Origin of the sequence: Lonsdalea quercina subsp. quercina (genome assembly GCF_000688695.1) — a bacterium.
Classification (GTDB): Bacteria; Pseudomonadota; Gammaproteobacteria; order Enterobacterales; family Enterobacteriaceae; genus Lonsdalea; species Lonsdalea quercina_D.
The window spans coordinates 1-24,322 of sequence record NZ_JIBQ01000014.1; the positions used below are offsets into that span (position 1 = coordinate 1).

General features: G+C 56.6%; 19 protein-coding genes, 2 tRNA genes, 2 rRNA genes and 1 riboswitch. Of the genes, 9 read left to right on the plus strand and 14 right to left on the minus strand.

Annotated elements, in window-relative coordinates:
• The 4 genes from SB13_RS13725 to SB13_RS13740 form a co-directional block, all read right to left on the minus strand.
• Positions 1-579: ribosomal RNA gene (locus tag SB13_RS13725) — 23S ribosomal RNA — on the minus strand; the annotation flags it as partial.
• A gap of 198 nt (positions 580-777) precedes the next feature.
• Positions 778-853, minus strand: a tRNA-Ala gene (locus tag SB13_RS13730).
• A 127-nt stretch (positions 854-980) separates the two neighbouring features.
• Positions 981-1,057, minus strand: a tRNA-Ile gene (locus SB13_RS13735).
• Between the two features lie 72 nt (positions 1,058-1,129).
• Positions 1,130-2,671, minus strand: a 16S ribosomal RNA gene (locus tag SB13_RS13740).
• Positions 2,672-3,257: 586 nt separating this feature from the next.
• Between SB13_RS13740 and purH the strand changes: the two genes are divergently transcribed.
• Both purH and purD read left to right on the plus strand, forming a co-directional pair.
• Positions 3,258-4,847, plus strand: coding sequence for a bifunctional phosphoribosylaminoimidazolecarboxamide formyltransferase/IMP cyclohydrolase (gene purH / locus SB13_RS13745; RefSeq protein ID WP_026740904.1), 1,590 nt, complete (start codon positions 3,258-3,260; stop codon positions 4,845-4,847).
• A gap of 18 nt (positions 4,848-4,865) precedes the next feature.
• On the plus strand, positions 4,866-6,158 hold the full coding sequence (gene purD, locus SB13_RS13750) for a phosphoribosylamine--glycine ligase (RefSeq protein ID WP_026740905.1): 1,293 nt from the start codon (positions 4,866-4,868) through the stop codon (positions 6,156-6,158).
• 57 nt (positions 6,159-6,215) lie between these two features.
• Here the strand turns inward: purD and SB13_RS13755 are convergent, their stop codons facing one another.
• The 6 genes from SB13_RS13755 to nudC form a co-directional block, all read right to left on the minus strand.
• Positions 6,216-6,926 (minus strand): DUF1481 domain-containing protein, encoded by a 711-nt coding sequence (locus SB13_RS13755; protein WP_051616565.1) that lies wholly within the window; start codon positions 6,924-6,926, stop codon positions 6,216-6,218.
• 4 nt (positions 6,927-6,930) lie between these two features.
• Positions 6,931-7,203, minus strand: a complete 273-nt coding sequence (gene hupA, locus SB13_RS13760; RefSeq protein ID WP_012882985.1) for a nucleoid-associated protein HU-alpha — start codon at positions 7,201-7,203, stop codon at positions 6,931-6,933.
• Positions 7,204-7,388: 185 nt separating this feature from the next.
• The gene (locus SB13_RS13765) at positions 7,389-7,979 is read right to left on the minus strand and encodes a YjaG family protein (RefSeq protein WP_026740907.1); all 591 of its coding nucleotides are present in this window, start codon (positions 7,977-7,979) and stop codon (positions 7,389-7,391) included.
• Positions 7,980-8,068: 89 nt separating this feature from the next.
• Positions 8,069-8,746, minus strand: a complete 678-nt coding sequence (gene nfi, locus SB13_RS13770) for a deoxyribonuclease V (RefSeq protein WP_026740908.1) — start codon at positions 8,744-8,746, stop codon at positions 8,069-8,071.
• Positions 8,743-9,816 carry a uroporphyrinogen decarboxylase gene (gene hemE, locus SB13_RS13775; RefSeq protein WP_026740909.1) on the minus strand — a complete coding sequence of 358 codons (1,074 nt, stop codon included), beginning with the start codon at positions 9,814-9,816 and terminating at the stop codon, positions 8,743-8,745. Before hemE ends, nfi begins: the two co-directional genes overlap by 4 nt.
• 115 nt (positions 9,817-9,931) lie before the next feature.
• Positions 9,932-10,705: an NAD(+) diphosphatase gene (gene nudC, locus SB13_RS13780; protein WP_026740910.1), complete on the minus strand. Its 774-nt coding sequence runs from the start codon at positions 10,703-10,705 to the stop codon at positions 9,932-9,934.
• Positions 10,706-11,079: 374 nt separating this feature from the next.
• Positions 11,080-11,196: riboswitch (TPP riboswitch) on the plus strand.
• 110 nt (positions 11,197-11,306) lie between these two features.
• Here nudC and thiC point away from each other — a divergent pair.
• The 6 genes from thiC (at position 11,307) to thiH (ending at position 16,743) form a co-directional block, all read left to right on the plus strand.
• Complete coding sequence (gene thiC / locus SB13_RS13785) at positions 11,307-13,223, plus strand: phosphomethylpyrimidine synthase ThiC (RefSeq protein WP_026740911.1); 1,917 nt, start codon at positions 11,307-11,309, stop codon at positions 13,221-13,223.
• Entirely contained in the window at positions 13,223-13,867 is a 645-nt protein-coding gene (gene thiE / locus SB13_RS13790; RefSeq protein ID WP_051616564.1) for a thiamine phosphate synthase, read from the plus strand. Before thiC ends, thiE begins: the two co-directional genes overlap by 1 nt.
• A 1-nt stretch (position 13,868) precedes the next feature.
• Entirely contained in the window at positions 13,869-14,618 is a 750-nt protein-coding gene (locus SB13_RS13795) for a HesA/MoeB/ThiF family protein (RefSeq protein WP_026740913.1), read from the plus strand.
• Positions 14,615-14,815, plus strand: a complete 201-nt coding sequence (gene thiS / locus SB13_RS13800; RefSeq protein WP_026740914.1) for a sulfur carrier protein ThiS — start codon at positions 14,615-14,617, stop codon at positions 14,813-14,815. Before SB13_RS13795 ends, thiS begins: the two co-directional genes overlap by 4 nt.
• Complete coding sequence (locus tag SB13_RS13805; RefSeq protein ID WP_026740915.1) at positions 14,816-15,601, plus strand: thiazole synthase; 786 nt, start codon at positions 14,816-14,818, stop codon at positions 15,599-15,601. It begins immediately after the preceding gene.
• Positions 15,598-16,743, plus strand: a complete 1,146-nt coding sequence (gene thiH / locus SB13_RS13810; protein WP_026740916.1) for a 2-iminoacetate synthase ThiH — start codon at positions 15,598-15,600, stop codon at positions 16,741-16,743. The genes SB13_RS13805 and thiH overlap by 4 nt, the downstream gene beginning before the upstream one ends.
• A gap of 60 nt (positions 16,744-16,803) precedes the next feature.
• Here thiH and SB13_RS13815 read toward each other — a convergent pair whose 3' ends face one another.
• Entirely contained in the window at positions 16,804-18,231 is a 1,428-nt protein-coding gene (locus SB13_RS13815) for an aminotransferase-like domain-containing protein (protein WP_026740917.1), read from the minus strand.
• A 176-nt stretch (positions 18,232-18,407) separates the two neighbouring features.
• Here SB13_RS13815 and SB13_RS13820 point away from each other — a divergent pair, with 176 nt between their 5' ends.
• Entirely contained in the window at positions 18,408-18,656 is a 249-nt protein-coding gene (locus SB13_RS13820; RefSeq protein WP_036150986.1) for a DUF1127 domain-containing protein, read from the plus strand.
• Positions 18,657-18,674: 18 nt separating this feature from the next.
• Here the strand turns inward: SB13_RS13820 and SB13_RS13825 are convergent, their stop codons facing one another.
• From SB13_RS13825 to rpoC, 3 genes are all read right to left on the minus strand, one after another.
• Entirely contained in the window at positions 18,675-18,866 is a 192-nt protein-coding gene (locus SB13_RS13825; protein ID WP_026740918.1) for a hypothetical protein, read from the minus strand.
• Positions 18,844-19,920, minus strand: a complete 1,077-nt coding sequence (locus SB13_RS13830; protein ID WP_026740919.1) for a DUF1176 domain-containing protein — start codon at positions 19,918-19,920, stop codon at positions 18,844-18,846. The genes SB13_RS13825 and SB13_RS13830 overlap by 23 nt, the downstream gene beginning before the upstream one ends.
• A gap of 100 nt (positions 19,921-20,020) precedes the next feature.
• On the minus strand, positions 20,021-24,244 hold the full coding sequence (gene rpoC, locus SB13_RS13835; RefSeq protein WP_026740920.1) for a DNA-directed RNA polymerase subunit beta': 4,224 nt from the start codon (positions 24,242-24,244) through the stop codon (positions 20,021-20,023).
• Between the last annotated feature and the right edge of the window lie 78 nt (positions 24,245-24,322).

A 24,322-nucleotide genomic window follows, 5' to 3' on the forward strand; every position in this document is an offset into this window, starting at 1 on the left:
CATTATACAAAAGGTACGCAGTCACCCTGATTAATCAAGGCTCCCACTGCTTGTACGTACACGGTTTCAGGTTCTATTTCACTCCCCTCGCCGGGGTTCTTTTCGCCTTTCCCTCACGGTACTGGTTCACTATCGGTCAGTCAGGAGTATTTAGCCTTGGAGGATGGTCCCCCCATATTCAGACAGGATAACACGTGTCCCGCCCTACTCATCGAACTCACAATCCATGCCTCTTCGTGTACGGGACTATCACCCTCTGTCGTGCGACTTTCCAGACGCTTCCACTAAGACACAAACTGATTCAGGTTCTGGGCTCCTCCCCGTTCGCTCGCCGCTACTAGGGGAATCTCGGTTGATTTCTTTTCCTCGGGGTACTGAGATGTTTCAGTTCCCCCGGTTCGCCTCGCAACACTATGTATTCATGTTGCGATAGTGCAACGGATTGCACTGGGTTTCCCCATTCGGGTATCGTCGGGTATAACGGTTCATATCACCTTGCCGACGCTTTTCGCAGATTAGCACGCCCTTCATCGCCTCTGACTGCCTAGGCATCCACCGTGTACGCTTAGTCACTTAACCTCACAACCCGAAGGTGTCTCGTAAGACACGCTTCACGCTGCGATTATTTGAGAGACTCTGATACAACCAAATCACATCTCAATACTGCACGGAGAGATATGTTCAGCTGCATCGTTTCAAATTTCAGCTTGTTCCAGATTGTTAAAGAGCAAAATACTTCACAGCATACTGTCGCCAATACGCTCTGAAGTCTTTGTATGGTGGAGCTATGCGGGATCGAACCGCAGACCTCCTGCGTGCAAAGCAGGCGCTCTCCCAGCTGAGCTATAGCCCCAAACGTCACTTACAGTTACCTTTAGATACCACTCATGGAAGAGTTAATTTTTTCTTAGGCAAGGCATGCGAGGGCGACGTTTACTCTTGTAAACAAGCCTGAGCATAACGCAGCATAAGAGAAAATTTGGTAGGCCTGAGTGGACTTGAACCACCGACCTCACCCTTATCAGGGGTGCGCTCTAACCACCTGAGCTACAAGCCTATAAAGGTATTTCTGCTCGTTCTTCTTTCATCAGACAATCTGTGTGAGCACTTCACTAGCACTTCACTTTGGTAAGGAGGTGATCCAACCGCAGGTTCCCCTACGGTTACCTTGTTACGACTTCACCCCAGTCATGAATCACAAAGTGGTAAGCGCCCTCCCGAAGGTTAAGCTACCTACTTCTTTTGCAACCCACTCCCATGGTGTGACGGGCGGTGTGTACAAGGCCCGGGAACGTATTCACCGTAGCATTCTGATCTACGATTACTAGCGATTCCGACTTCATGGAGTCGAGTTGCAGACTCCAATCCGGACTACGACGCACTTTATGAGGTCCGCTTACTCTCGCAAGTTCGCTTCTCTTTGTATGCGCCATTGTAGCACGTGTGTAGCCCTACTCGTAAGGGCCATGATGACTTGACGTCATCCCCACCTTCCTCCGGTTTATCACCGGCAGTCTCCTTTGAGTTCCCGACCGAATCGCTGGCAACAAAGGATAAGGGTTGCGCTCGTTGCGGGACTTAACCCAACATTTCACAACACGAGCTGACGACAGCCATGCAGCACCTGTCTCAGAGTTCCCGAAGGCACCAAGGCATCTCTGCCAAGTTCTCTGGATGTCAAGAGTAGGTAAGGTTCTTCGCGTTGCATCGAATTAAACCACATGCTCCACCGCTTGTGCGGGCCCCCGTCAATTCATTTGAGTTTTAACCTTGCGGCCGTACTCCCCAGGCGGTCGACTTAACGCGTTAGCTCCGGAAGCCACAGTTCAAGACCGCAACCTCCAAGTCGACATCGTTTACAGCGTGGACTACCAGGGTATCTAATCCTGTTTGCTCCCCACGCTTTCGCACCTGAGCGTCAGTCTTTGTCCAGGGGGCCGCCTTCGCCACCGGTATTCCTCCAGATCTCTACGCATTTCACCGCTACACCTGGAATTCTACCCCCCTCTACAAGACTCTAGCTTGCCAGTTTCAAATGCAGTTCCCAAGTTAAGCTCGGGGATTTCACATCTGACTTAACAAACCGCCTGCGTGCGCTTTACGCCCAGTCATTCCGATTAACGCTTGCACCCTCCGTATTACCGCGGCTGCTGGCACGGAGTTAGCCGGTGCTTCTTCTGCGGGTAACGTCAATCAGCGAACGTATTAAGTTCACTGCCTTCCTCCCCGCTGAAAGTACTTTACAACCCGAAGGCCTTCTTCATACACGCGGCATGGCTGCATCAGGGTTTCCCCCATTGTGCAATATTCCCCACTGCTGCCTCCCGTAGGAGTCTGGACCGTGTCTCAGTTCCAGTGTGGCTGGTCATCCTCTCAGACCAGCTAGAGATCGTCGCCTAGGTGGGCCTTTACCCCGCCTACTAGCTAATCCCATCTGGGTTCATCCGATGGTGTGAGGCCCGAAGGTCCCCCACTTTGGTCTTGCGACGTTATGCGGTATTAGCTACCGTTTCCAGTAGTTATCCCCCTCCATCGGGCAGATCCCCAGACATTACTCACCCGTCCGCCGCTCGCCGGCAAGGAAGCAAGCTTCCTTCCGCTGCCGCTCGACTTGCATGTNTTAGGCCTGCCGCCAGCGTTCAATCTGAGCCATGATCAAACTCTTCAATTAAAAGCTTGATTTGCTAAGTTAATAGCGATGCTCAAAGAATTTACTGTTTATTCGTAATGAATTAACTGTTGTTCACTCTTCAAGACTTTTTCGTATCTAGTTGCGATAGTGTCTTGTGAGTGCCCACACAGATTGTCTGATTAAATTGTTAAAGAGCAGGACCACTTTCATGGTCGCGGGCCGCATATACTACGGATTCCGCTTTCGAAGTCAACGACTTTGTTCGTCTTTCTTCGACTGTCACCGCGTCGCGTTGTCCGCTGTGCCGTGTCAGTGAGAGCGCATTATAGGGACTTCCTCTCAGCCCGCAACCGGTATTTATCACAAATTTTGCCGTTTGCTGCATTCCACAGCAAAAGCCCGCCTTATNCCTTTTTTTGCACAGAATTATCCACAGATGAAGCAAAGGCTGAAATTTGACAAGCATCACGCAAACGTTTTCGCTACAATTTCCTCCCTGAAAACCGGACCCCGGTTGCGGGGGCATTAGCTGAATATTCATCTCAAAGCCCTGACTTAAGCTTTTAATCAGCAATATTCACATAACGCTCTCTGAATACGAACCTAGCCAAGGGATCACATCATCATGCAACAACATCGTCCTATCCGTCGTGCTTTGCTCAGCGTGTCTGACAAAGTTGGTATTGTTGAATTTGCTCAAGCGCTGTCTGAACGCGGCGTGGAGCTACTCTCTACGGGCGGCACCGCGCGGCTGCTGGCCGACGCCGGGTTACCCGTGACGGAAGTTTCGGATTACACCGGATTTCCTGAGATGATGGACGGACGAGTCAAAACACTGCATCCCAAAGTACACGGCGGGATTCTCGGTCGCCGGGGTCAGGACGACGCCGTCATGACGCAACACCATATCCAGCCTATTGATATGGTTGTCGTGAACCTTTACCCATTCGCCCAAACGGTCGCTAAAGAGAACTGCGCCCTGGCCGACGCCGTTGAAAACATCGATATTGGCGGCCCTACCATGGTGCGCTCAGCCGCCAAGAACCATAACGATGTCGCCATCGTGGTTAAAAGCGGAGATTACACCTCTATTATTAACGAGCTGGATTCACACGAAGGCTCGCTGACCTACGAAACCCGTTTCGATCTCGCCATCAAAGCGTTTGAACATACGGCCGCGTACGACAGCATGATCGCCAACTACTTCGGCACCCAGGTTCCTGCCTACCACGGGGACACTTCTCGCCCCGCTGGCCACTTCCCCCGCACGCTTAACCTGAACTTTATTAAAAAGCAGGATATGCGCTATGGCGAGAACGGCCACCAGCAGGCCGCTTTCTATATAGAAGAAGAGGTGAAGGAAGCTTCAGTCGCTACCGCAATCCAATTGCAAGGCAAAGCGCTGTCATACAACAACATCGCCGATACCGATGCAGCGCTGGAGTGCGTGAAAGAGTTCGCCGAACCTGCCTGCGTCATTTTGAAACATGCTAATCCCTGCGGCGTGGCTATTGGCGACTCGATTCTCGACGCCTATGAACGCGCCTACAAAACCGACCCGACATCAGCCTTCGGCGGCATCATCGCATTTAACCGCGAGTTAGACGAAGCCACGGCGCAGGCCATCGTCAGCCGTCAGTTCGTCGAAGTGATTATCGCACCGTCGGTCAGCGACGCTGCGCTGCGGGTTACCGCCGCCAAACAGAACGTCCGGGTGCTCACCTGCGGACAATGGCAGCAACATATTCCCAGCCTTGACTTCAAGCGCGTCAACGGCGGTTTGCTGGTACAGGATCGCGACCTCGGTATGGTCGAAGCTTCACAGCTGCGGGTGGTCACGGAACGTCAGCCCACCGAAGCGGAGCTACGCGATGCGCTGTTCTGCTGGAAGGTGGCGAAATTCGTCAAATCCAACGCCATCGTCTATGCCCGCGACAATATGACCATCGGCATAGGCGCAGGACAGATGAGCCGCGTTTATTCCGCCAAGATCGCCGGCATCAAAGCCGAGGATGAAGGATTGGTGGTCGAAGGCTCCGTCATGGCGTCCGATGCCTTCTTCCCGTTCCGTGACGGCATTGATGCCGCTGCTGCCGTAGGCATTACCTGCGTCATTCAGCCGGGCGGCTCCATTCGCGACGACGAAGTGATCGCCGCCGCCAATGAACACGGCATTGCTATGCTATTTACCGACATGCGTCATTTCCGCCATTAATCCGGAGCGAGACTCACCATGAATATTTTAATTATCGGCAACGGCGGGCGCGAACATGCGCTGGCCTGGAAAGCAGCGCAATCTCCCCTGGCGGATAAAGTGTTCGTCGCGCCCGGCAATGCGGGCACCGCGTTGGAACCGTCGCTGGAGAATGTCGACATCGCCGCAACAGATATTCCGGCGCTGCTCGACTTCGCGAAGAAAAATGAGATCGGTCTGACTATCGTCGGACCAGAAGCGCCGCTGGTCATCGGTATCGTAGATGCATTCCGTGCGGCGCAGTTGCCTATTTTCGGCCCGACTCAGGCGGCCGCGCAGCTCGAAGGCTCTAAAGCCTTCACTAAAGACTTCTTGGCGCGTCATCACATTCCTACGGCGGAATACCAGAACTTTACCGACATTGAGCCGGCGCTTGCTTATATCCGCGAGAAAGGCGCTCCTATCGTTATTAAGGCCGATGGTCTGGCCGCCGGCAAAGGCGTCATCGTCGCCATGACGCTGGAAGAAGCCGAAAATGCCGTGACGGATATGCTGGCAGGCAACGCATTTGGCGACGCAGGACACCGTGTTGTCGTCGAGGAGTTTTTGGATGGGGAAGAAGCCAGCTTTATCGTCATGGTCGACGGCGAGCATGTGCTGCCGATGGCCACCAGCCAGGATCATAAGCGTGTAGGTAATGGCGACTCTGGCCCCAACACCGGCGGCATGGGCGCCTACTCTCCGGCACCAGTGGTGACCGACGAGATCCNCCAACGCGTGATGGACCAGATTATCTGGCCGACCGTGAAGGGCATGGCCGCGGAAGGGAATGTCTACACCGGCTTCCTTTACGCGGGACTGATGATCTCCGCCGACGGTCAACCCAAAGTCATCGAATTTAACTGCCGCTTCGGCGATCCGGAAACGCAGCCGATTATGCTGCGTATGCGCTCCGATCTGGTCGCGCTTTGCCTGGCGGCCTGTAACGGCAAGCTGGGTGAGCAGCGTTCCGAGTGGGATGACCGTCCTTCTTTGGGCGTGGTTCTCGCTGCCGGCGGTTATCCGGCTGATTATCGTAAAGGCGACATCATCTCAGGTCTGAGAACCTCGGAAACGGCAGACGGCAAAGTGTTTCATGCTGGCACCGCTCTGAACGGCCATGATGTGGTGACCAACGGTGGACGAGTCCTGTGCGTGACTGCGCTGGGCGCGAGCGTAGAAGATGCTCAGCGTAATGCCTATGCACTCGCGAAAGGTATTCGTTGGGAAGGATCTTTCTGTCGTACCGACATCGGTTACCGGGCTATCGACCGCGAACAGTCACACTCCTGATGTCTTAGCATAATGGGTGAGCCTTCTTGCGGGGGCTCACTTCACCCGTCACCGCGTTTAGTCGCTTTGCAATGATTCCGCCGTAGGCTCCCAACGACAGAAATCTTCATTGGCGACCAGCAGAAGCTGCGTCCCTTCCGGCGACTCCAGCCAGGCAATACTTAATGGTACGGAGGATCGCTTCTGCCGCTGCGCTATCCGTTGCGAGGCTCTGCTGTCGAGACCCGGACGAATACGTTGACCGCTGCAAGTCACTACCACCCCGTCCTGCCACCGCCCTTGCCACAAGTGAACATTGCCCGTACGCATGGCAGCGCTCATTTCCAGGAGTCTGCCCGCATCAAACTGGTACAGCGCGATATCATCATCAGAGAGCGGCTCACGGCGGTCAGTCAACTGACGCTGCATATAGCTGACGGCGCCTTTTGAGTCAAAACGAAGACGCACGTCCTCTTTATCAGGCGCGCTCTTGCTTTGCGTGATTTCACGTACGGCGTTCTGCTGGAAGTGGTAGCGGGTAATTTGGGTGCTTTGGCCATTGAACGGACTGAAGACCGTCATAAGTGCCGTTTGCTGCTGAGCCGGGTCGTCTTTGCGCCACACGCGCACTACGCCACGGTCAGAGAGATATCCCCCGGCATACAAAGCGGAGGGAGGCGAGTGGGAGCTGCAGGAAACCACCAGGGCAGCTACGCTCCCAATCGCAGTACATTTAAGAAAAAGCAAAAGGGGCGAAATCGCCCCTCTGTTCAAACCTTTTCTTAGCATGCGCTTATTTTACAGCGTCTTTCAGTGCTTTACCGGAAACAAATGCAGGCACGTTGGCAGCTGCGATTTTGATTTCTTTACCCGTCTGCGGGTTGCGGCCAGTGCGCTCATTACGATGATTGACTTTGAAAGTACCAAAACCAACTAATTGTACTGCATCACCTTCTTTCAGAGACTCAGTAATTGCCGCCAGAGTAGCTTCCAATGCAGCTTTAGCCTGGGTCTTGGAAAGGTCAGCCTTGTCAGCAATTACATCAATCAGTTGAGTCTTATTCATAAGTTATCCTTACAGTGTGTTTATCGCTTGCTAAGCATCGAGTGCGACGGAAATGCCATTAAAGCACTCTCCTGCATATACGCACCGACAGCCACTTTTTTTACGCCCCCCAAATGTAGACCAGACAGGGTGCGGTGTGAAGCCCTTAGAGCGGCCATTTAAGACCTTAAATCACGTTTTACCGGTTATTGATATAAATTTATCCCAATATTGCTGCTTCCCGCCTCGCGCAGGTCCGCGCGAAGGCCTTTGATCAGCTCGATATCACGCTCTTCACAGGCCGCCAACAGGCGGAAGATCTCCCACTGGAGATCCCATTCCTCTTCAATGGCAGGGATGACGTTGAGTTCCTCATCCGTCATTTCTCTGCCAGCCTGAGTCATCTCAAGCATTGCTACCGTCCTAATGGAGGTTTCACTAATCACGATAGCATGCGATAGCGTTTCACCACTCAGGCGAGAGTGAATTAACTCCCCCAAAGCGATACAGGCATCGATCGCTGGATAGACCCCATAAAGATCATAGTTGTCAGCGGATGGAACCGCATCCTCCAGCTTTTCCAACTGAAGATCAAAGTTAACCTTAGCATCTTTGACCACCAGTGTTTCCCAAATCAGATCGAGGATACGACGGTAGACCTGCGCATCGCCAAATTCCGTCTGGCGGCAGAACTCATGATAGTTGGGATACATGCGTTCACAGAGGCTCGCCATGAAAGTGACATGCTGCCAGCTTTCCAGTTTCTCCAGACGCAAATGAATGGGGTTACGTAACATGTTTTATCTCTAACGTGACGGACCGCAGTGTAGCCAAAAATGGCCAGCGGCCCTATTCCTGTATTCCTAAAAAACGCTGGCGCGATTATCTACAGTGTTTGCTGATGTTGCCAGCGCTGAAATGCGATTCGGTTTGACGCAGCCGCGTCGGCCCAGCGCGTGGGCTCCGGCAGCCGGTAGCCGCGCATACAGCGTTTCACCCACAACAACGCCGTTTCCAAACTAACCCGATGCCCAGTTGAAACGAACAGCGGATTGCAGCGTAGTTTACTGCGCCATACCCACCCCACCTGTTCGCCTTTGTCCAATAGCGGCTGCTGACTGCCGACCTCGGCTTCCAACGGAGCGTAGTGACCACACAGACGTCGTTTAGCCACACCGATGGTGGGCACGTCGACCATCAGCCCGAAATGGCTGGCAACGCCCAAACGGCGAGGATGCGAAATGCCGTGACCGTCTACAAACAGCAGGTCCGGCTGGTGACGCAGAGCTTCCCACGCAGCCATCAGCGCGGGCGCCTCGCGAAAGGAGAGCAGCCCCGGAATGTATGGCATCGTCGTCGGGATACGCGCTATTTGGTACTCCACCAGCGCCAGCGAAGGATACGCCAATACGGCAATCGCCGCCCGGGTCACCGTGCCCTCCTGCTCAAACCCGNCGTCCGCGCCGGCAATAAACGCCGGCTGTTCGAACGGGAGCGCGTCATGACGAACGACCTGAGCCGCCTTGATTAATTGCTCAGCCCGAAGAGACTGAGTGTCAATCATGCCTTCTCCTGGTGATAAGGCCGGGACAAGCGATGTACCGCGTCAACAAACGCACCGGCGTGTTCCGGCGGGACATCCTGGTGGATGCCGTGACCGAGGTTAAAAACGTGGCCGTTGCCCGGACCAAAACCGTCCAGAATGGCGGCGACTTCCTGTTCAATACGCGCAGGGGGAGCATAAAGCATGGACGGGTCCATATTGCCCTGCAGCGCAACCTTATCGCCTACACGACGACGGGCGTCGGCGATATCCGTTGTCCAGTCCAGACCCAACGCATCGCAGCCTGTTTCCACCATCGCTTCCAGCCACTGCCCGCCGCCTTTTGTGAACAGCGTCACCGGCACACGACGGCCCTCATGCTCGCGCAGCAGGCCATCGACGATCTTGTGCATGTAATGCAGCGAGAATTCGCGATAATCCCGCCCGCTCAGCGCGCCGCCCCAAGTATCGAAAATCATGACCGCCTGAGCGCCCGCTTTGATCTGTGCGTTCAGGTAAAGCGTGACGCTGTCCGCCAGCTTGTCCAACAACAGATGCAGCGTACGGGGTTCGGCGAACAGCATCTTTTTGATCACGGTAAACGCCTTGCTGCTGCCGCCTTCAACCATATAGGTCGCCAGCGTCCACGGGCTGCCGGAAAAACCGATCAGCGGGACTTCGCCTGCCAGGTTACGGCGGATGGTGCGCACGGCGTTCATCACATAGCCCAGTTCCTGTTCGGGGTCGGGAATGGGCAGTGCCGCAACGTCGGCATGGCTTCTCAGCGGATGACTGAAGCGGGGGCCTTCGCCCGCTTCGAAATAGAGTCCCAATCCCATCGCATCGGGGATCGTCAGAATATCGGAGAACAGAATGGCCGCGTCCAGCGCATAGCGGCGCAGCGGCTGCAGCGTGACTTCGCAGGCCAGCTCGGCATTCTTGCACAACGACATAAAATCTCCGGCCTCCGCGCGCGTCGCTTTATATTCCGGCAGATAACGACCAGCCTGACGCATCATCCAAACAGGCGTGACATCTACGGGCTGACGTAACAGAGCGCGTAAATAGCGATCGTTTTTAAGGTCGGTCATGATCTTTTCCTTTTGGCGCCTGAACGGCAGGCGCGCAGGTCGCTGGGGTCTGGGTATTTCAGGCGGCAGTGTAGCGGGTTGATTCCTCTCAGGCTACACGCATGACGCAGACGGATTAGCCATCTGCCTCACGACACATCACCACCGTATCTTCTATCAAGCGGCGCGCCACGGTTCCCGCCGGCGGCAGGATTGGCAGTTTGTCGTAACGGAACCAGGCAGCATCGCGGAGCTCGGAGGGATCGTGACGCAGTTTGCCGTCGGCATACTCCGCAATATAGGCCATCATCAGAGAATGGGGGAACGGCCAGGGCTGAGAACTCACATATTGGAGGTTTTTAATGCGAATATTGCTCTCTTCCATGACTTCCCGGGCGACGGCCTGTTCAAGCGTTTCACCCAGCTCGACGAACCCGGCCAGCGCGGTGTACATATTGCCTCGGTGGCGAACATGCTGCGCCAGCAAAATTTCGCTGCCGCGGCGGATCGCCACGATGACGCAGGGCGCAATTTGCGGATAGTAACGCTCCCGGCAGTGGCCGCACAGGCAGGCAAGCTCGGTTTTACTGTGGTGCATCTCATGACCGCAGTAGCCGCAAAAACGGTGGGCGCGATAAAACTCGGCCAGCTGAACTCCCCGGCCGGCCAACTGAAACAGCCCGCCCTCCACGTCCAGCAGCTGGCGCAGCGATCCCATCGCTTCGGCCATTGTCTGGCGCACTAACCAGACAGGCTCGCCCTGCCACTCGCCAATTCGGCGTGCCGGACGCGTTTTCAGTCCCCATTCACGGGCAGATCCTTGCGGTAATCTCCCTTGAGGCAGCCAAATCTGATTGTTCTCGCTGACAACCCACCAACCGTGCTCTTCACCTGTTAACGTTACTTCCATCTTTTCTTTCGCCCTCTGTCACCGAGTCTATGGCTATGATGTGTAGATATAGACAACATTAATGCATATAAATCAGACGTTCTACGCTTTAGCACGATACCACGCCATGGCAACTCGTTCCGTCGTTCTCTCTCCTCGCCGCCTTCAATCCGCAATCATGTATTTCGGTGACATTGCCCGCAAGAAGGATGATTTATCGCATATTTCGCGAAAAATAGGGCCACTGTCAGTAACAGGCAGCGTCTATCGTCCCAACGCTTGATGTCCTGTCAAAGTCATGCGCGTTGACACCACTTGTCGTCGATCCCCGCCTTTGACAGTGACGCATTGCCAGCATAAAGTGTAGGCGATTGACCTCGTCCAACCCACCGGGCGTTATCTTGTCGGAGTGCCCAGCGTCGCGGTAACGCGTGCGGGCTGAGACCGTTAATTCGGGATCCGCGGAACCTGATCAGGTTAAAACCTGCGAAGGGAACAAGAGTAAACTTCATCCTTTTCCCCAGACAGATCCATGATTACCCGGGGGAAAAAGAGACTTCTCCATTACTCCATCCGAACTCCAGACAAGCAATGTTTCCTTCTATCCAAACAGGAATTTGCTATGTCTACAGAAAAAAAACCTTCAGGACGCCGCGAACAACGCGCCTCCGCCCAACGTTTTATCGACGAGGTGCGGGGAACGTCTTTTCCACAATCACGGCGGATTTATCTGACCGGCTCGCGGCCCGATATCCGCGTCCCGCTGCGGGAAATCCAACTCAGTCCCNCGCTGCTCGGGGAGCACAGGGACGCGCCCCGCTACGAACCGAATGAGCCGATACCGGTCTACGACACCGCCGGACCTTATGGCGACCCCGAAGCCGTCCCCGATGTGCGCCGCGGACTGGCTCGCCTGAGAAGCGCCTGGATTGAAGAGCGCGGCGATACCGAACGATTATCTCAGCTCAGCTCCGGATTTACCCAGAAGCGCCTGGCCGATGCCGGTCTGGACCACTTGCGCTTTGAACATCTGCCTCAGCCGCGCCGCGCGAGAACCGGCCAGCGCGTCACCCAGTTACACTACGCCCGCCGGGGCATCGTCACCCCGGAGATGGAGTTCATCGCCCTGCGCGAGAACATGGGGCGCGAGCGCATTCACAGTGCGACGCTGCGCCAGCAACATCCCGGGCAGAGTTTCGGCGCCCAGTTGCCGGAGAGCATCACACCCGAATTCGTCCGTCAGGAGGTCGCCGCCGGACGAGCGATTATCCCCGCCAACATCAACCATCCTGAATCCGAGCCGATGGTCATCGGCCGCAACTTTCTGGTGAAGGTGAACGCCAATATCGGCAATTCCGCGGTCACCTCTTCTATCGAAGAAGAGGTGGAGAAACTGGTGTGGTCCACCCGCTGGGGGGCCGACACCGTGATGGACCTCTCCACCGGCCGCTACATCCATGAAACGCGCGAGTGGATCCTGCGCAACAGCCCGGTGCCTATCGGTACGGTGCCGATTTATCAGGCGCTGGAAAAGGTCAACGGCGTCGCGGAAAACCTGACGTGGGAGATGTTCCGCGACACGTTGCTGGAACAGGCCGAACAGGGCGTCGACTACTTCACCATCCACGCCGGCGTGCTGCTGCGTTATGTGCCGATGACCGCTAAGCGCCTGACCGGCATCGTTTCCCGCGGCGGATCTATCATGGCGAAATGGTGCCTGTCGCATCACAAAGAGAGCTTCCTGTACGAACACTTCCGCGAGATATGTGAAATCTGCAGCGCTTACGATATCGCGCTTTCTCTCGGGGATGGCCTGCGGCCGGGCTCGATTCAGGACGCCAACGACGAGGCGCAGTTCGCCGAGCTGCATACCCTTGGCGAGCTGACCCACATCGCCTGGGAGTACGACGTCCAGGTCATGATTGAAGGCCCCGGTCATGTGCCGATGCAGATGATTCGCCGCAATATGACCGAAGAGCTGGAGCACTGCCACGAAGCGCCTTTTTATACCCTTGGCCCGCTGACTACGGACATCGCGCCGGGCTATGACCACTTCACCTCCGGTATCGGCGCCGCCATGATCGGCTGGTTCGGCTGCGCAATGTTGTGTTATGTGACGCCGAAAGAGCACCTTGGGCTGCCGAACAAAGAGGATGTGAAACAGGGGCTGATCACCTACAAGATCGCCGCGCACGCAGCGGATCTGGCGAAAGGACATCCGGGGGCGCAGATCCGCGATAACGCGATGTCAAAAGCTCGCTTCGAATTCCGCTGGGAGGACCAATTCAATCTGGCGCTGGACCCGGAGACGGCGCGAGCCTACCACGATGAAACGCTGCCGCAGGAATCCGGCAAGGTAGCTCATTTCTGCTCTATGTGCGGCCCGAAATTCTGCTCCATGAAAATCTCTCAGGAGGTTCGGGACTATGCCGCGCAACAGCAGGCGGAGGCGCAGCCGATTGAAGTCGGCATGGCGCAGATGTCGGCTGAATTCCGCGCCCACGGCGGCGAACTGTATGTTCCACAGGAGGATGCCTGATGAACGCCCCCCTGCTTACGTTTCCCACCGTGGGATCGCGGCTGGGGCTCTACCCTGTCGTGGACAGCGTGCAGTGGATCGAACGACTGCTCCGAGTGGGAGTGAAGACGCTGCAACTGCGGATCAAAAACCAGCCGAACGATCACGTTGAACCGGCGGTGATTCAATCGATCGCCCTTGCCCGCCGCTATCAGGCCCGCCTGTTTATCAACGATGACTGGCAACTGGCCATCAAGCACCAGGCCTACGGCGTCCATCTCGGTCAGGAGGATCTGGATACCGCCGATCTGAGTGCCATCCGCCGCGCCGGACTGCGCCTGGGTGTCTCAACCCATGACGATAAGGAGCTGGCGCGCGCGGTGGCTATCGCGCCCTCCTATATCGCCCTGGGGCATATTTTCCCTACCCAGACTAAAGAGATGCCGTCAGCGCCGCAGGGACTGGCCGAACTGGCGCGCCATATCAGCGAACTGGCGGGCCGTTTTCCCNCGGTCGCTATTGGCGGCATCAGCATCGAACGGGTGCCGTCAGTGCTGGCCACTGGCGTCGACAGCATCGCCGTCGTGAGCGCCATCACTCAGGCGGCGGACTGGCGACAGGCGACCGCGACCTTGCTGCGCCTGATCGAAAACCGGGAGGTCTAATATGCTGAATGATAAGGACTTTATCCGCTATAGCCGCCAGCTTTTGCTGGAAGATATCGGCCCCGAGGGTCAGTTGCGGCTGGCGGACGCCACTGTGTTATTGGTCGGTCTCGGCGGTCTGGGCGCCCCCTGTGCGCTCTACCTGGCGGCGGCAGGCGTCGGCAGGCTGCTGCTGGCGGATCACGACACGCTGCATCTCTCCAACCTGCAACGCCAAGTGCTCTATCGCACTGAGGATATCGCGCAGCCCAAAGCGATTCTGGCCCGGCGCCAGCTTCAGGCGCTAAACCCGGACATTGCGATCGAAGCATTGCACATGCGACTGGAAGGCGAGGCGCTGACTAAAGCGGTCAGCCGCGTCGATCTGGTGCTGGACTGTAGCGACAACATGGCAACGCGCCATGCCGTCAACGCCGCCTGCGTACGGGCCGAAAAGCCGTTAGTGAGCGCCAGCGCCGTCGGCTTCGGCGGCCAGCTGCTGGTGCTGACGCCCCCCTACCTTCACGGCTGCTACGCCTGCCTTTATCCGGACGCGAACGAGCCTGTTCGCAACTGCCGCACCGCCGGCGTGCTGGGGCCGGTCATTGGAGTCATGGGTACTCTGCAAGCGCTGGAGGCCATCAAACTGCTGTGCGGATTGACCTCGACCTTGGACGGCAAGTTGAAGCTGTTCGACGCTCGCCAGCAGCAGTGGAATACCTTGCAGCTCAGCCCCGCTGCAAGCTGCCCGGTCTGTGGGAGCGCCGTATGAAGATTCGTATCAACGAGGAAGCCATCACGCTGGACGAACCGATAAGCGTGGAACAACTGCTGCAACGGTTGGATCGTCTGCAGCCGGGCACCGCGCTGGCGATCAACCAGATCGTCGTCCCTCGTCCCGACTGGCGCGCGTGTCAGGTGCAGGACGGGGACGACATTTTGCTTTTTCAGGCGATAGCAGGAGGATAAATGCTCACCATCGCAGATACCCCATTCACATCCCGGCTGCTGGCAGGCACCGGTAAGTTCGCCAGCGCAGAGATCATGAGCGCGGCGTTACAGGCGGCAGGCTCCCAACTGGTCACGCTGGCGATGAAACGCGTCAGCCTTTCCGGCGGCAGCGATGCTCTTCTGGCGCCGCTACAGCGCCTGGGGGTACAGCTGTTGCCGAATACCTCGGGGGCCAAAACGGCGGAGGAAGCGGTCTTCGCCGCCCATCTGGCTCGGGAAGCGCTGGGAACCCGCTGGATCAAGCTCGAAATTCATCCCGATATGAAATACCTGCTGCCCGACCCGGTGGAAACGCTGAAGGCGGCGGAGCAGCTGGTGAAAGAAGGGTTTATCGTGCTGCCCTACTGCGGCGCCGATCCGGTGCTGTGCAAGCGACTGGAAGCCGTCGGCTGTGCTGCGGTCATGCCGTTGGGGGCGCCTATTGGCTCCAATCAGGGACTGCAAACGCGCGACTTCCTGCGGATCATCATCGAACAAGCACAGGTGCCCGTCGTGATCGACGCAGGGATCGGCGCGCCCAGCCAGGCCGCCGAGGCTATCGAGATGGGGGCCGATGCCGTACTGGTCAACACGGCGATGGCCGTCGCCCGTGACCCGGTCGGTATGGCCCGCGCCTTTCGGCTGGCGGTCGAAGCGGGCGCGCTGGCGGCGGAGTCCGGACTGGGAACGCGTCAATCCCACGCTAGCGCCACCAGCCCTCTGACCGGTTTTCTACACCACAACCCAACGGGAGCTGGCGTATGAGCGAAGGATTTTATCGCCGCTGGCAGACGCTCGACTGGGACGATCTCCGCTTTCGCATCAACGGCAAAACGTCTGCCGATGTCGAACGAGCGTTGAACGCCGTCCGGCCCGATCGCGACGACTTTATGGCGTTGATTTCCCCTGCCGCGGCGGGCTACCTCGAACCCCTGGCACAGCGCGCGCAGCATCTGACCCGTCAGCGCTTCGGCAATACGGTGGGATTTTATGTTCCGCTGTACTTGTCCAACCTCTGCGCCAACGACTGCACCTACTGCGGGTTTTCCATGAGCAATCGGATCAAACGCAAGATCCTGAATGACGATGAAATCCAGCAGGAATGCCGCGCGATCCGTCAGCTTGGGTTCGACCAGCTGTTGCTGGTCGCCGGCGAGCATCAGGGTAAGGTGGGGATGGATTACTTCCGGCGCGTCTTGCCGCAGATCCGACCCCATTTCAGCGCGTTGATGATGGAAGTACAGCCGCTGGCGAGGGAAGACTATGCCGAGCTAAAGGCGCTGGGACTAGATGGCGTCATGGTCTATCAAGAAACCTATCACGCGCCGACCTACGCGCGGCACCACCTGCGGGGACGCAAACAGGATTTCGCCTGGCGGCTGGATACGCCGGATCGTCTCGGCGCGGCGGGGATCGACAAGATCGGCCTCGGCGCTTTGATCGGCCTGTCGGATAGCTGGCGCGTGGACTGCTATATGGTGGCGGAACACCTACTCGACCTGCAGCAACGTCACTGGCAAAGCCGCTTCTCTCTCTCGTTTCCGCGTCTGCGCCCTTGTGCCGGCGGTATTGAACCGGCATCTCTGATGGACGAAGCGCAGCTGATGCAGACGATTTGCGCCTTTCGGTTGCTGGCACCGGATGTGGAGCTGTCGCTGTCCACGCGCGAATCGCCATTCTTTCGCGACCATATGGTGCCTATCGCCATCAACAGCGTCAGCGCGTTCTCCAAAACGCAACCGGGAGGCTATGCCGACAACCATCCGGAACTGGAGCAGTTCGCTCCCCATGATGCCCGACGGCCGGAGGCGGTGGCAGACGCCATGACCCGCGCTGGCCTGCAGCCCGTATGGAAAGATTGGGACGGCTATCTGGGAAGAACTCGCGTGACATCGCACCACGAGTAAACTCGCCGCGATGTCTTGAACGCCGGACATCGCGGTCCTCCGTCTTCGCTCTCTCCACGTTCAGGCTTTACAGGCAAGCGCCATCTCCCGCTCGATTTCTTCCCCAATCATCTTCAGCGCCCTTTCTGTTTTCTCGGTGCAGGGCAACGCATAGTTCAGACGCAGGCAGTTGCGATATTTGCCCGAGGCCGAGAACAGAGAACCAACGGCGACCTGCGTATCCCGCACCGCCAGCCGGCGATTCAAACGGATGCCGTCGAAGGCTTCCGGCAGTTCGATCCACATCAAAAACCCGCCCTGCGGTCGGCTGACGCACAACCCCTCGGGAAAATAGTGGCGAACGAAGCTGGTGAAGCGGCACTGATTGCGCTGATACTGCATGCGCATTCGCCGCAGGTGCGGCAGGTAATGGCCCTGACGGATAAACTCGGCGACCGCCGCCTGCGTCTGGATAACGCCGCCGCCGCTGTTCACATATTTCATATGCAACACACGATCGAAATACCGCCCCGGCGCGACCCAGCCGACCCTCAGGCCCGGCGCCATGACTTTGGAAAAAGAGCTGCACAACAGCACGCGCCCATCGTCATCCAACGACTTTAAAGTCATTGGCCTCGGGTACTCATAAGCCAGCTCCCCGTAGACATCATCTTCGATCACGGCGATATCAAAACGCTGCGCCAGCGTCATCAATCCCCGCTTCCGCGCCTCCGGCATAATAAACCCCAGCGGATTATTGCAGTTCGGCACCACAAATACGGCCTTGATCGGCCACTGATCCAGCGCTAATTCCAGCGCTTCCAGACTGAGGCCGTTGACAGAATCCGTCGGAATTTCAATAACCTTTACTCCGTAACTCCGTAGCGTCTGCATCATTCCGTAAAACGTAGGCGATTCGACAGCGATAATATCGCCCGGCTGACAAACCGCCCGAAGGCACAGAAACAGCGCTTCCTGACACCCTGTAGTCGTGACGATCTCGTCGGCGCTCAGCCTGCACCCGCCGTCGNCCGCCAGACGCGCAATTTGCTCCCGCAATGCCGTCACGCCGAGCAAACCGCCGTACTGCAATAGCGAGGCGTCCTGCTTCATGCCCTGTCGGCTGATGATCTTCCATAACGGTTTGAGGCTGGTCGACGTCACGTCCGGCATGCCGCTGCCCAGCTGCATGACATCGCTTTCCTTCCGCACATCCAGCAACCCCCTCACCGCGTCCCAATGGGTAATTTCCACCGGGCGCTGTGCCGGGCGCGTGATCGCAGGAACGGGCGGCGATGCATAACGCGCAGAGACAAAGTAACCCGAGCGCGGCTGCGGAGAAATCAGCATCTGCTCTTCCAGCAAATGGTAGGCCTGCTGGACCGTACTAATGCTGACGCCATGCTCCTGCGAGAGAATTCTGACCGAGGGCAGACGTTCTCCCGGCCGATACAGCCCTTGTTGAATCCGCTGCGCCAGCAAGGTGGCGAGGTGCTGATAGCGAGTCATGAAAGTATCCTACCCCGAGGCGTTATCAGGCGATAACCAGTACAGATTGACATAAAAACTCCCATTCAGAGTCATACAATCCTCTTCTGTATGGTCAACAAACTGAATTTTTGAATCTGTATTGTTTTTCGCCACTCTCTCATGATGGTGCCACACTATCGGGAGAGGGACTGAGGATGACACAACATCATCAACATTCGCAGAGATCCACGCTGCGCGCGCTATTCATCAGGGTTTATGAGAGTTGGCTGGAACGACGTCTGCGCAACAGAACGCGCGCGTTACTGTATACGATGAGTGACGAACGCCTCAAAGATATCGGCCTGTCGCGTGCGGACATCGACCAGTGCTACCAACCCGAGACATTTGGCAAAGACGGTTGGCTGCAGTACCGGAATGATGCTCACAAGAAAAATGAAAGGTGAGTGCTGTCGCTAATTTTTTTACGCGATGGTTTCCACATCCGTGCGGCGGTGCTCGCGGGAAAAACCGAGCAACGCTAGAGTGCCCATGCCGGCACACTCGTCGGCCGCAGGCTGACTTTGAATCCGCACGCCTGCGCCTCCTATGCCGCTGCCGGTCTGTCCTTGCCGACGGCGGCCCTTCCCGCGTTTACCGCTGATTGTCTTCGTCATATCCCGGCGTTTCCCATAGCGATGGCCATTCGCCAGGCCAACCGCCATGACATCCAGTCTGACTGTGATAGGTCACTAATTGGAACTGCTTACCGTCGTAACGCCACTGGGCGCGTTCACCGCAGTCGGCAAACCCGCGACCTTTCGCCAAATGGAACAGGTCGCCAGTCTGAGGGTCATAGTCGGCGTTAGTAAACCAATCCACCTGCTGCGGATGTCCGTTTTCATCCGGCAGCGGCAACGGCAGCACCAGTTGATGCGCGGCCGACGGATTATCGCGCGGCGTAATAAACACCAGGCTCGATGATTGATAAGCGCCCATGCCACAGTTGATCATGATCAGCGCATTGCGTTCATCCAGCGGGTGAACCTGATTCATCTCTTTATCCTGCTCGTTGACGTCGCAGGTCTCTCTCACCAGCAGCGCATGCTGCGCTTTGATGACGGCCTCGACCAACGTTTGCGGGTTGCTCACCGCAGGCACGTTTGTCAATGCGGGCGGCAGTCCAGGTTGACTCAACCTCGCCGGGACGTCGGAAGCCGGTTTACTCCCCCGCTGCAGCAACGCGCCCTGAGTGCCAATCCGTCCCTGGCGTTCGTCCACCAGCAGGAGCGCCGCGTTTAATCCCCGCAAAGAGCTGCCCTGTTGCGGATCGTCACCGACGGAAAGCGTCAGCGCATCTTTAGCCTGCTGTAAAAAATGTTGTATTGCGGACAAATTTTCCGTGGCGACAATCGCGTCGTCGTCGTTGAGCGAGGGCGTTAAGTTCAACCCTTCCGCCGGATCTTCATCCAGCCACAATGTGGGGTGGGCTTCCTGAGAAAAAGGCACGATCGTTAATGATGTCACGCCGGTCGCCCCAGCCTGCCGCGAGAGCGTGATCCTCAGGTTTTCATCGATATTACGCACGTCGCAGTCGTTCAGGTTGTTGCACGTCACCTGCCAGTTGGTGAAGATTTTTTGCACCGGCGGCGCAAACGACACGCCGGTCGCAAAAGCCGGTACGGCGGACAACACCGCCAGACTTGCGGCAACCACGCTTGCTTTCAGCATAATGTTTCTCTTATTGCTCCGTTTTATGTCTTTCATCACTCGCTTTTTATGCATAAAAAAACCGCTCCGGGGAGCGGTTTTTTATCATACAGCGTCGACGTTACTTGTCGTCACTGTTGCCGAAACCGGCGTTCAGCAACTCAGCCAGGTTAGCGGAAGCTTCATCCGCGCTGACCTGAGGTGCGACGACGGGTTCACCCGCCTGACGGCGACGCATACGATCCTGATGGTATGCATAACCGGTACCGGCCGGGATCAGACGACCCACGATCACGTTCTCTTTCAGACCGCGCAGTTCATCACGCTTACCAGCCACTGCCGCTTCGGTCAGTACGCGAGTCGTTTCCTGGAACGAGGCCGCGGAGATGAAGGACTCGGTCGCCAGAGACGCTTTGGTGATACCCAGCAAGTCGCGGCTGTAGGTTGCCGGCAGCTTGCCGTCGGCTTCCAACTGACGGTTGGCGATCTTGACGCGGGACACTTCAGCCTGCTCGCCTTCCAGGAACTCAGTGCTGCCAGCGCTTTCGATGGTGCCTTTACGCAACATCTGACGAACGATAACTTCGATGTGCTTATCGTTAATCTTAACGCCCTGCAGGCGGTAAACTTCCTGCACTTCGTTGGTGATGTAACGCGTAACCGCATGCACGCCGCGCAGACGCAGAATGTCGTGCGGAGACTCAGGACCATCGGAGATCACGTCACCACGTTCAACACGTTCACCTTCGAACACGTTGAGCTGACGCCACTTCGGAATCATCTCTTCGTACGGATCGCTACCGTCAACCGGCGTGATCACCAGACGGCGCTTACCTTTGGTTTCTTTACCGAAGGAAATAATACCGCTGATTTCAGCCAGGATTGCCGGCTCTTTCGGACGACGGGCTTCGAACAGGTCAGCAACGCGCGGCAGACCACCGGTGATGTCCTTGGTACCGCCGGATTCCTGCGGAATACGAGCCAAGGTGTCACCAGAGCCGATTTTCACGCCGTCTTCCAGCTGGACAATCGCTTTACCTGGCAGGAAGTACTGAGCCGGCATGTCGGTGCCCGGGATCAGAACGTCGTCGCCGTTGTCATCAACGATTTTCAGCGCCGGACGCAGTTCTTTACCACCACCGGTACGTTCTGCACTATCCAGAACCACGATGGATGACAGACCGGTCAGTTCATCGGTCTGACGCGTAATGGTCTGGCCGTCGATCATGTCGGTGAAGCGAATGTTACCGCTCACTTCCGTGATTACCGGCATGGTGTGCGGATCCCAGTTCGCGACTGTATCGCCACCAGCTACGGCTTCGCCGTCGCCTTTCGCCATCACAGCACCGTAAGGCACTTTATAGCTTTCTTTAGTACGACCAAATTCGTCGATCAGCGTCAGCTCGGTGTTACGTGAAGTAATCACCAGCTTGCCTGCGCTGTTCGTAACGTACTTGGCGTTGCTCAGTTTCAGCGTACCCTTGTTTTTCACCTGGATACTGGACTCAGCTGCCGCACGAGATGCCGCACCACCGATGTGGAAGGTACGCATGGTCAGCTGGGTACCCGGTTCACCGATGGACTGTGCCGCGATAACCCCGATGGCTTCACCCTTGTTGATGATGTGACCACGAGCCAGGTCGCGACCGTAACATTTGGCACACACGCCAAAGTCGGTTTCACAGCTTACGACAGAGCGGACTTTCAGCGAGTCGACGGAGTTTTCTTCCAGCAGGTCACACCACTGTTCGTTCAACAGCGTGTTACGCGGAACCAGAATATCAGCCGTACCCGGTTTGAGAACGTCTTCCGCCGTCACACGACCCAGAACACGCTCACGCAGCGGTTCTTTAACGTCGCCACCTTCGATGACCGGAGTCATCATGATGCCTTCGTGCGTGCCGCAATCGTCTTCCGTCACTACCAGATCCTGCGCCACGTCGACCAAACGACGGGTCAGATAACCGGAGTTTGCGGTTTTCAGTGCGGTATCCGCCAGACCTTTACGAGCACCGTGGGTTGAGATGAAGTACTGGAGTACGTTCAGACCTTCACGGAAGTTCGCGGTGATTGGCGTTTCGATGATGGAGCCATCCGGCTTCGCCATCAGACCACGCATACCCGCCAGCTGACGAATCTGCGCCGCGGAACCACGCGCACCGGAGTCAGCCATCATAAAGATGCTGTTGAAGGACACCTGCTGCTCGACAACGCCATCGCGGTTAACCACGTCTTCAACAGACAGGTTTTCCATCATCGCCTTGGCAACACGTTCGTTCGCCGCAGCCCAGATATCGATAACTTTGTTGTAGCGTTCGCCCGCCGTAACCAGACCAGATTGGAACTGCTCCTGGATCTCGGCGACTTCGGTTTCGGCTTCTTCGATGATTTCGGCTTTCTTCGCCGGAATAACCATGTCGTCGATACCTACGGACGCACCAGAGCGCGCTGCGTAAGCAAAACCGGTGTACATGATCTGGTCAGCAAAGATAACGGTCGGCTTCAGACCCAGAATGCGGTAACAGGTGTTCAGCATTTTGGAGATCGCTTTTTTGCCCAGAGGCTGGTTAACGATCGAGTACGGCAGACCTTTCGGCACGATCATCCACAAAATCGCACGACCAATGGTCGTATCGATGATGCTGGTCTGATGCGTGGTTTCGCCTTCAATATTCTTGATCTCTTGCGTGATACGCACTTTTACACGCGCATGCAGAGAAGCCAGACCGGCACGATAGACGCGTTCAGCTTCTTTCGGTCCAGTCAGGACCATGCCTTCGCCTTTGGCGTTAACACAGTCGCGGGTCATGTAGTACAGACCCAATACAACGTCCTGAGACGGAACGATGATAGGCTCGCCGTTCGCCGGAGACAGGATGTTGTTGGTAGACATCATCAGCGCACGCGCTTCCAGCTGGGCTTCCAGCGTCAGCGGTACGTGAACAGCCATCTGGTCACCATCGAAGTCGGCGTTGTACGCGGCACAAACCAGCGGGTGCAGCTGGATAGCTTTACCTTCGATCAGAACCGGTTCAAAGGCCTGGATACCCAGACGGTGCAGGGTAGGCGCACGGTTCAGCAGCACCGGGTGTTCGCGGATAACTTCATCCAGGATGTCCCATACAACCGCTTCTTCGCGCTCAACCATTTTCTTGGCAGCTTTGATCGTTGTGGCCAGGCCACGCAGCTCCAGCTTGCCGTAGATGAACGGTTTGAACAGTTCCAGCGCCATTTTCTTCGGCAGACCGCACTGATGCAGGCGCAGGTACGGACCTACGGTGATAACGGAACGACCGGAGTAGTCGACACGTTTACCGAGCAGGTTCTGACGGAAACGACCCTGCTTACCTTTGATCATATCGGCCAAAGATTTCAGCGGACGTTTGTTGGAGCCGGTGATAGCACGACCGCGACGGCCGTTATCCAGCAGCGCATCCACCGCTTCCTGCAGCATACGTTTTTCGTTACGCACGATAATATCCGGCGCAGCCAGATCCAGCAGACGTTTCAAACGGTTGTTACGGTTGATTACGCGACGGTACAGATCGTTCAGATCCGACGTAGCGAAACGACCGCCATCCAGCGGCACCAGCGGACGCAGGTCCGGCGGCAGAACAGGCAGCACGGTCAGGATCATCCACTCCGGTTTGTTACCGGACTGCACGAACGCTTCCAGCAGCTTGATGCGCTTGGTCAGCTTTTTACGTTTGGTTTCGGAGTTGGTTTCGTTCAGCTCTTCACGCAGCTGTTCGCACTCCTGCTCCAGATCCATGTTTTTCAACAGGGCCTGAACAGCTTCGGCGCCCATCTTGGCGTCGAATTCGTCACCAAACTCTTCCAGCGCATCCAGATACTGCTCTTCAGTCAGGATCTGACGCTTTTCAAGGTTGGTCATGCCGCCTTCGATAACCACATAGGATTCGAAGTACAGGACGCGTTCGATGTCACGCAGCGGCATATCCAGCAGCAAACCGATGCGGGAAGGCAGCGATTTCAGGAACCAGATATGCGCGGTCGGAGAAGCCAGCTCGATGTGGCCCATACGCTCACGGCGCACTTTGGTCTGGGTCACTTCAACGCCACACTTCTCACAGATAACACCACGGTGCTTCAGGCGTTTGTACTTACCGCACAGGCACTCGTAATCTTTTACCGGCCCGAAGATACGGGCGCAGAACAGACCGTCACGTTCTGGTTTGAACGTACGGTAGTTAATGGTTTCCGGCTTTTTAACTTCACCAAAAGACCACGAACGGATCATGTCTGGCGATGCCAGAGCAATTTTGATCGCATCAAACTCTTCGGTCTTAGTTTGCGCTTTCAGAAACTTTAATAAGTCTTTCACGGATTGGCTCCTGTCGGAGTTAGACCTGTAAGGCACCTGAGTCAAACTCAGGTGCCCCTGTAACGAATGTCAGCAACG

Coding starts and splice junctions, on each gene's coding strand:
- thiS (WP_026740914.1), top strand. CDS start 14,615: ATGAAGATTCGTATCAACGAGGAAGCCATCACGCTGGACGAACCGATA.
- SB13_RS13805 (WP_026740915.1), top strand. CDS start 14,816: ATGCTCACCATCGCAGATACCCCATTCACATCCCGGCTGCTGGCAGGC.
- hemE (WP_026740909.1), bottom strand. CDS start 9,816: ATGACCGACCTTAAAAACGATCGCTATTTACGCGCTCTGTTACGTCAG.
- nudC (WP_026740910.1), bottom strand. CDS start 10,705: ATGGAAGTAACGTTAACAGGTGAAGAGCACGGTTGGTGGGTTGTCAGC.
- thiH (WP_026740916.1), top strand. CDS start 15,598: ATGAGCGAAGGATTTTATCGCCGCTGGCAGACGCTCGACTGGGACGAT.
- SB13_RS13795 (WP_026740913.1), top strand. CDS start 13,869: ATGCTGAATGATAAGGACTTTATCCGCTATAGCCGCCAGCTTTTGCTG.
- SB13_RS13820 (WP_036150986.1), top strand. CDS start 18,408: ATGACACAACATCATCAACATTCGCAGAGATCCACGCTGCGCGCGCTA.
- SB13_RS13830 (WP_026740919.1), bottom strand. CDS start 19,920: ATGCTGAAAGCAAGCGTGGTTGCCGCAAGTCTGGCGGTGTTGTCCGCC.
- SB13_RS13755 (WP_051616565.1), bottom strand. CDS start 6,926: ATGCTAAGAAAAGGTTTGAACAGAGGGGCGATTTCGCCCCTTTTGCTT.
- purH (WP_026740904.1), top strand. CDS start 3,258: ATGCAACAACATCGTCCTATCCGTCGTGCTTTGCTCAGCGTGTCTGAC.
- SB13_RS13765 (WP_026740907.1), bottom strand. CDS start 7,979: ATGTTACGTAACCCCATTCATTTGCGTCTGGAGAAACTGGAAAGCTGG.
- SB13_RS13825 (WP_026740918.1), bottom strand. CDS start 18,866: ATGACGAAGACAATCAGCGGTAAACGCGGGAAGGGCCGCCGTCGGCAA.
- hupA (WP_012882985.1), bottom strand. CDS start 7,203: ATGAATAAGACTCAACTGATTGATGTAATTGCTGACAAGGCTGACCTT.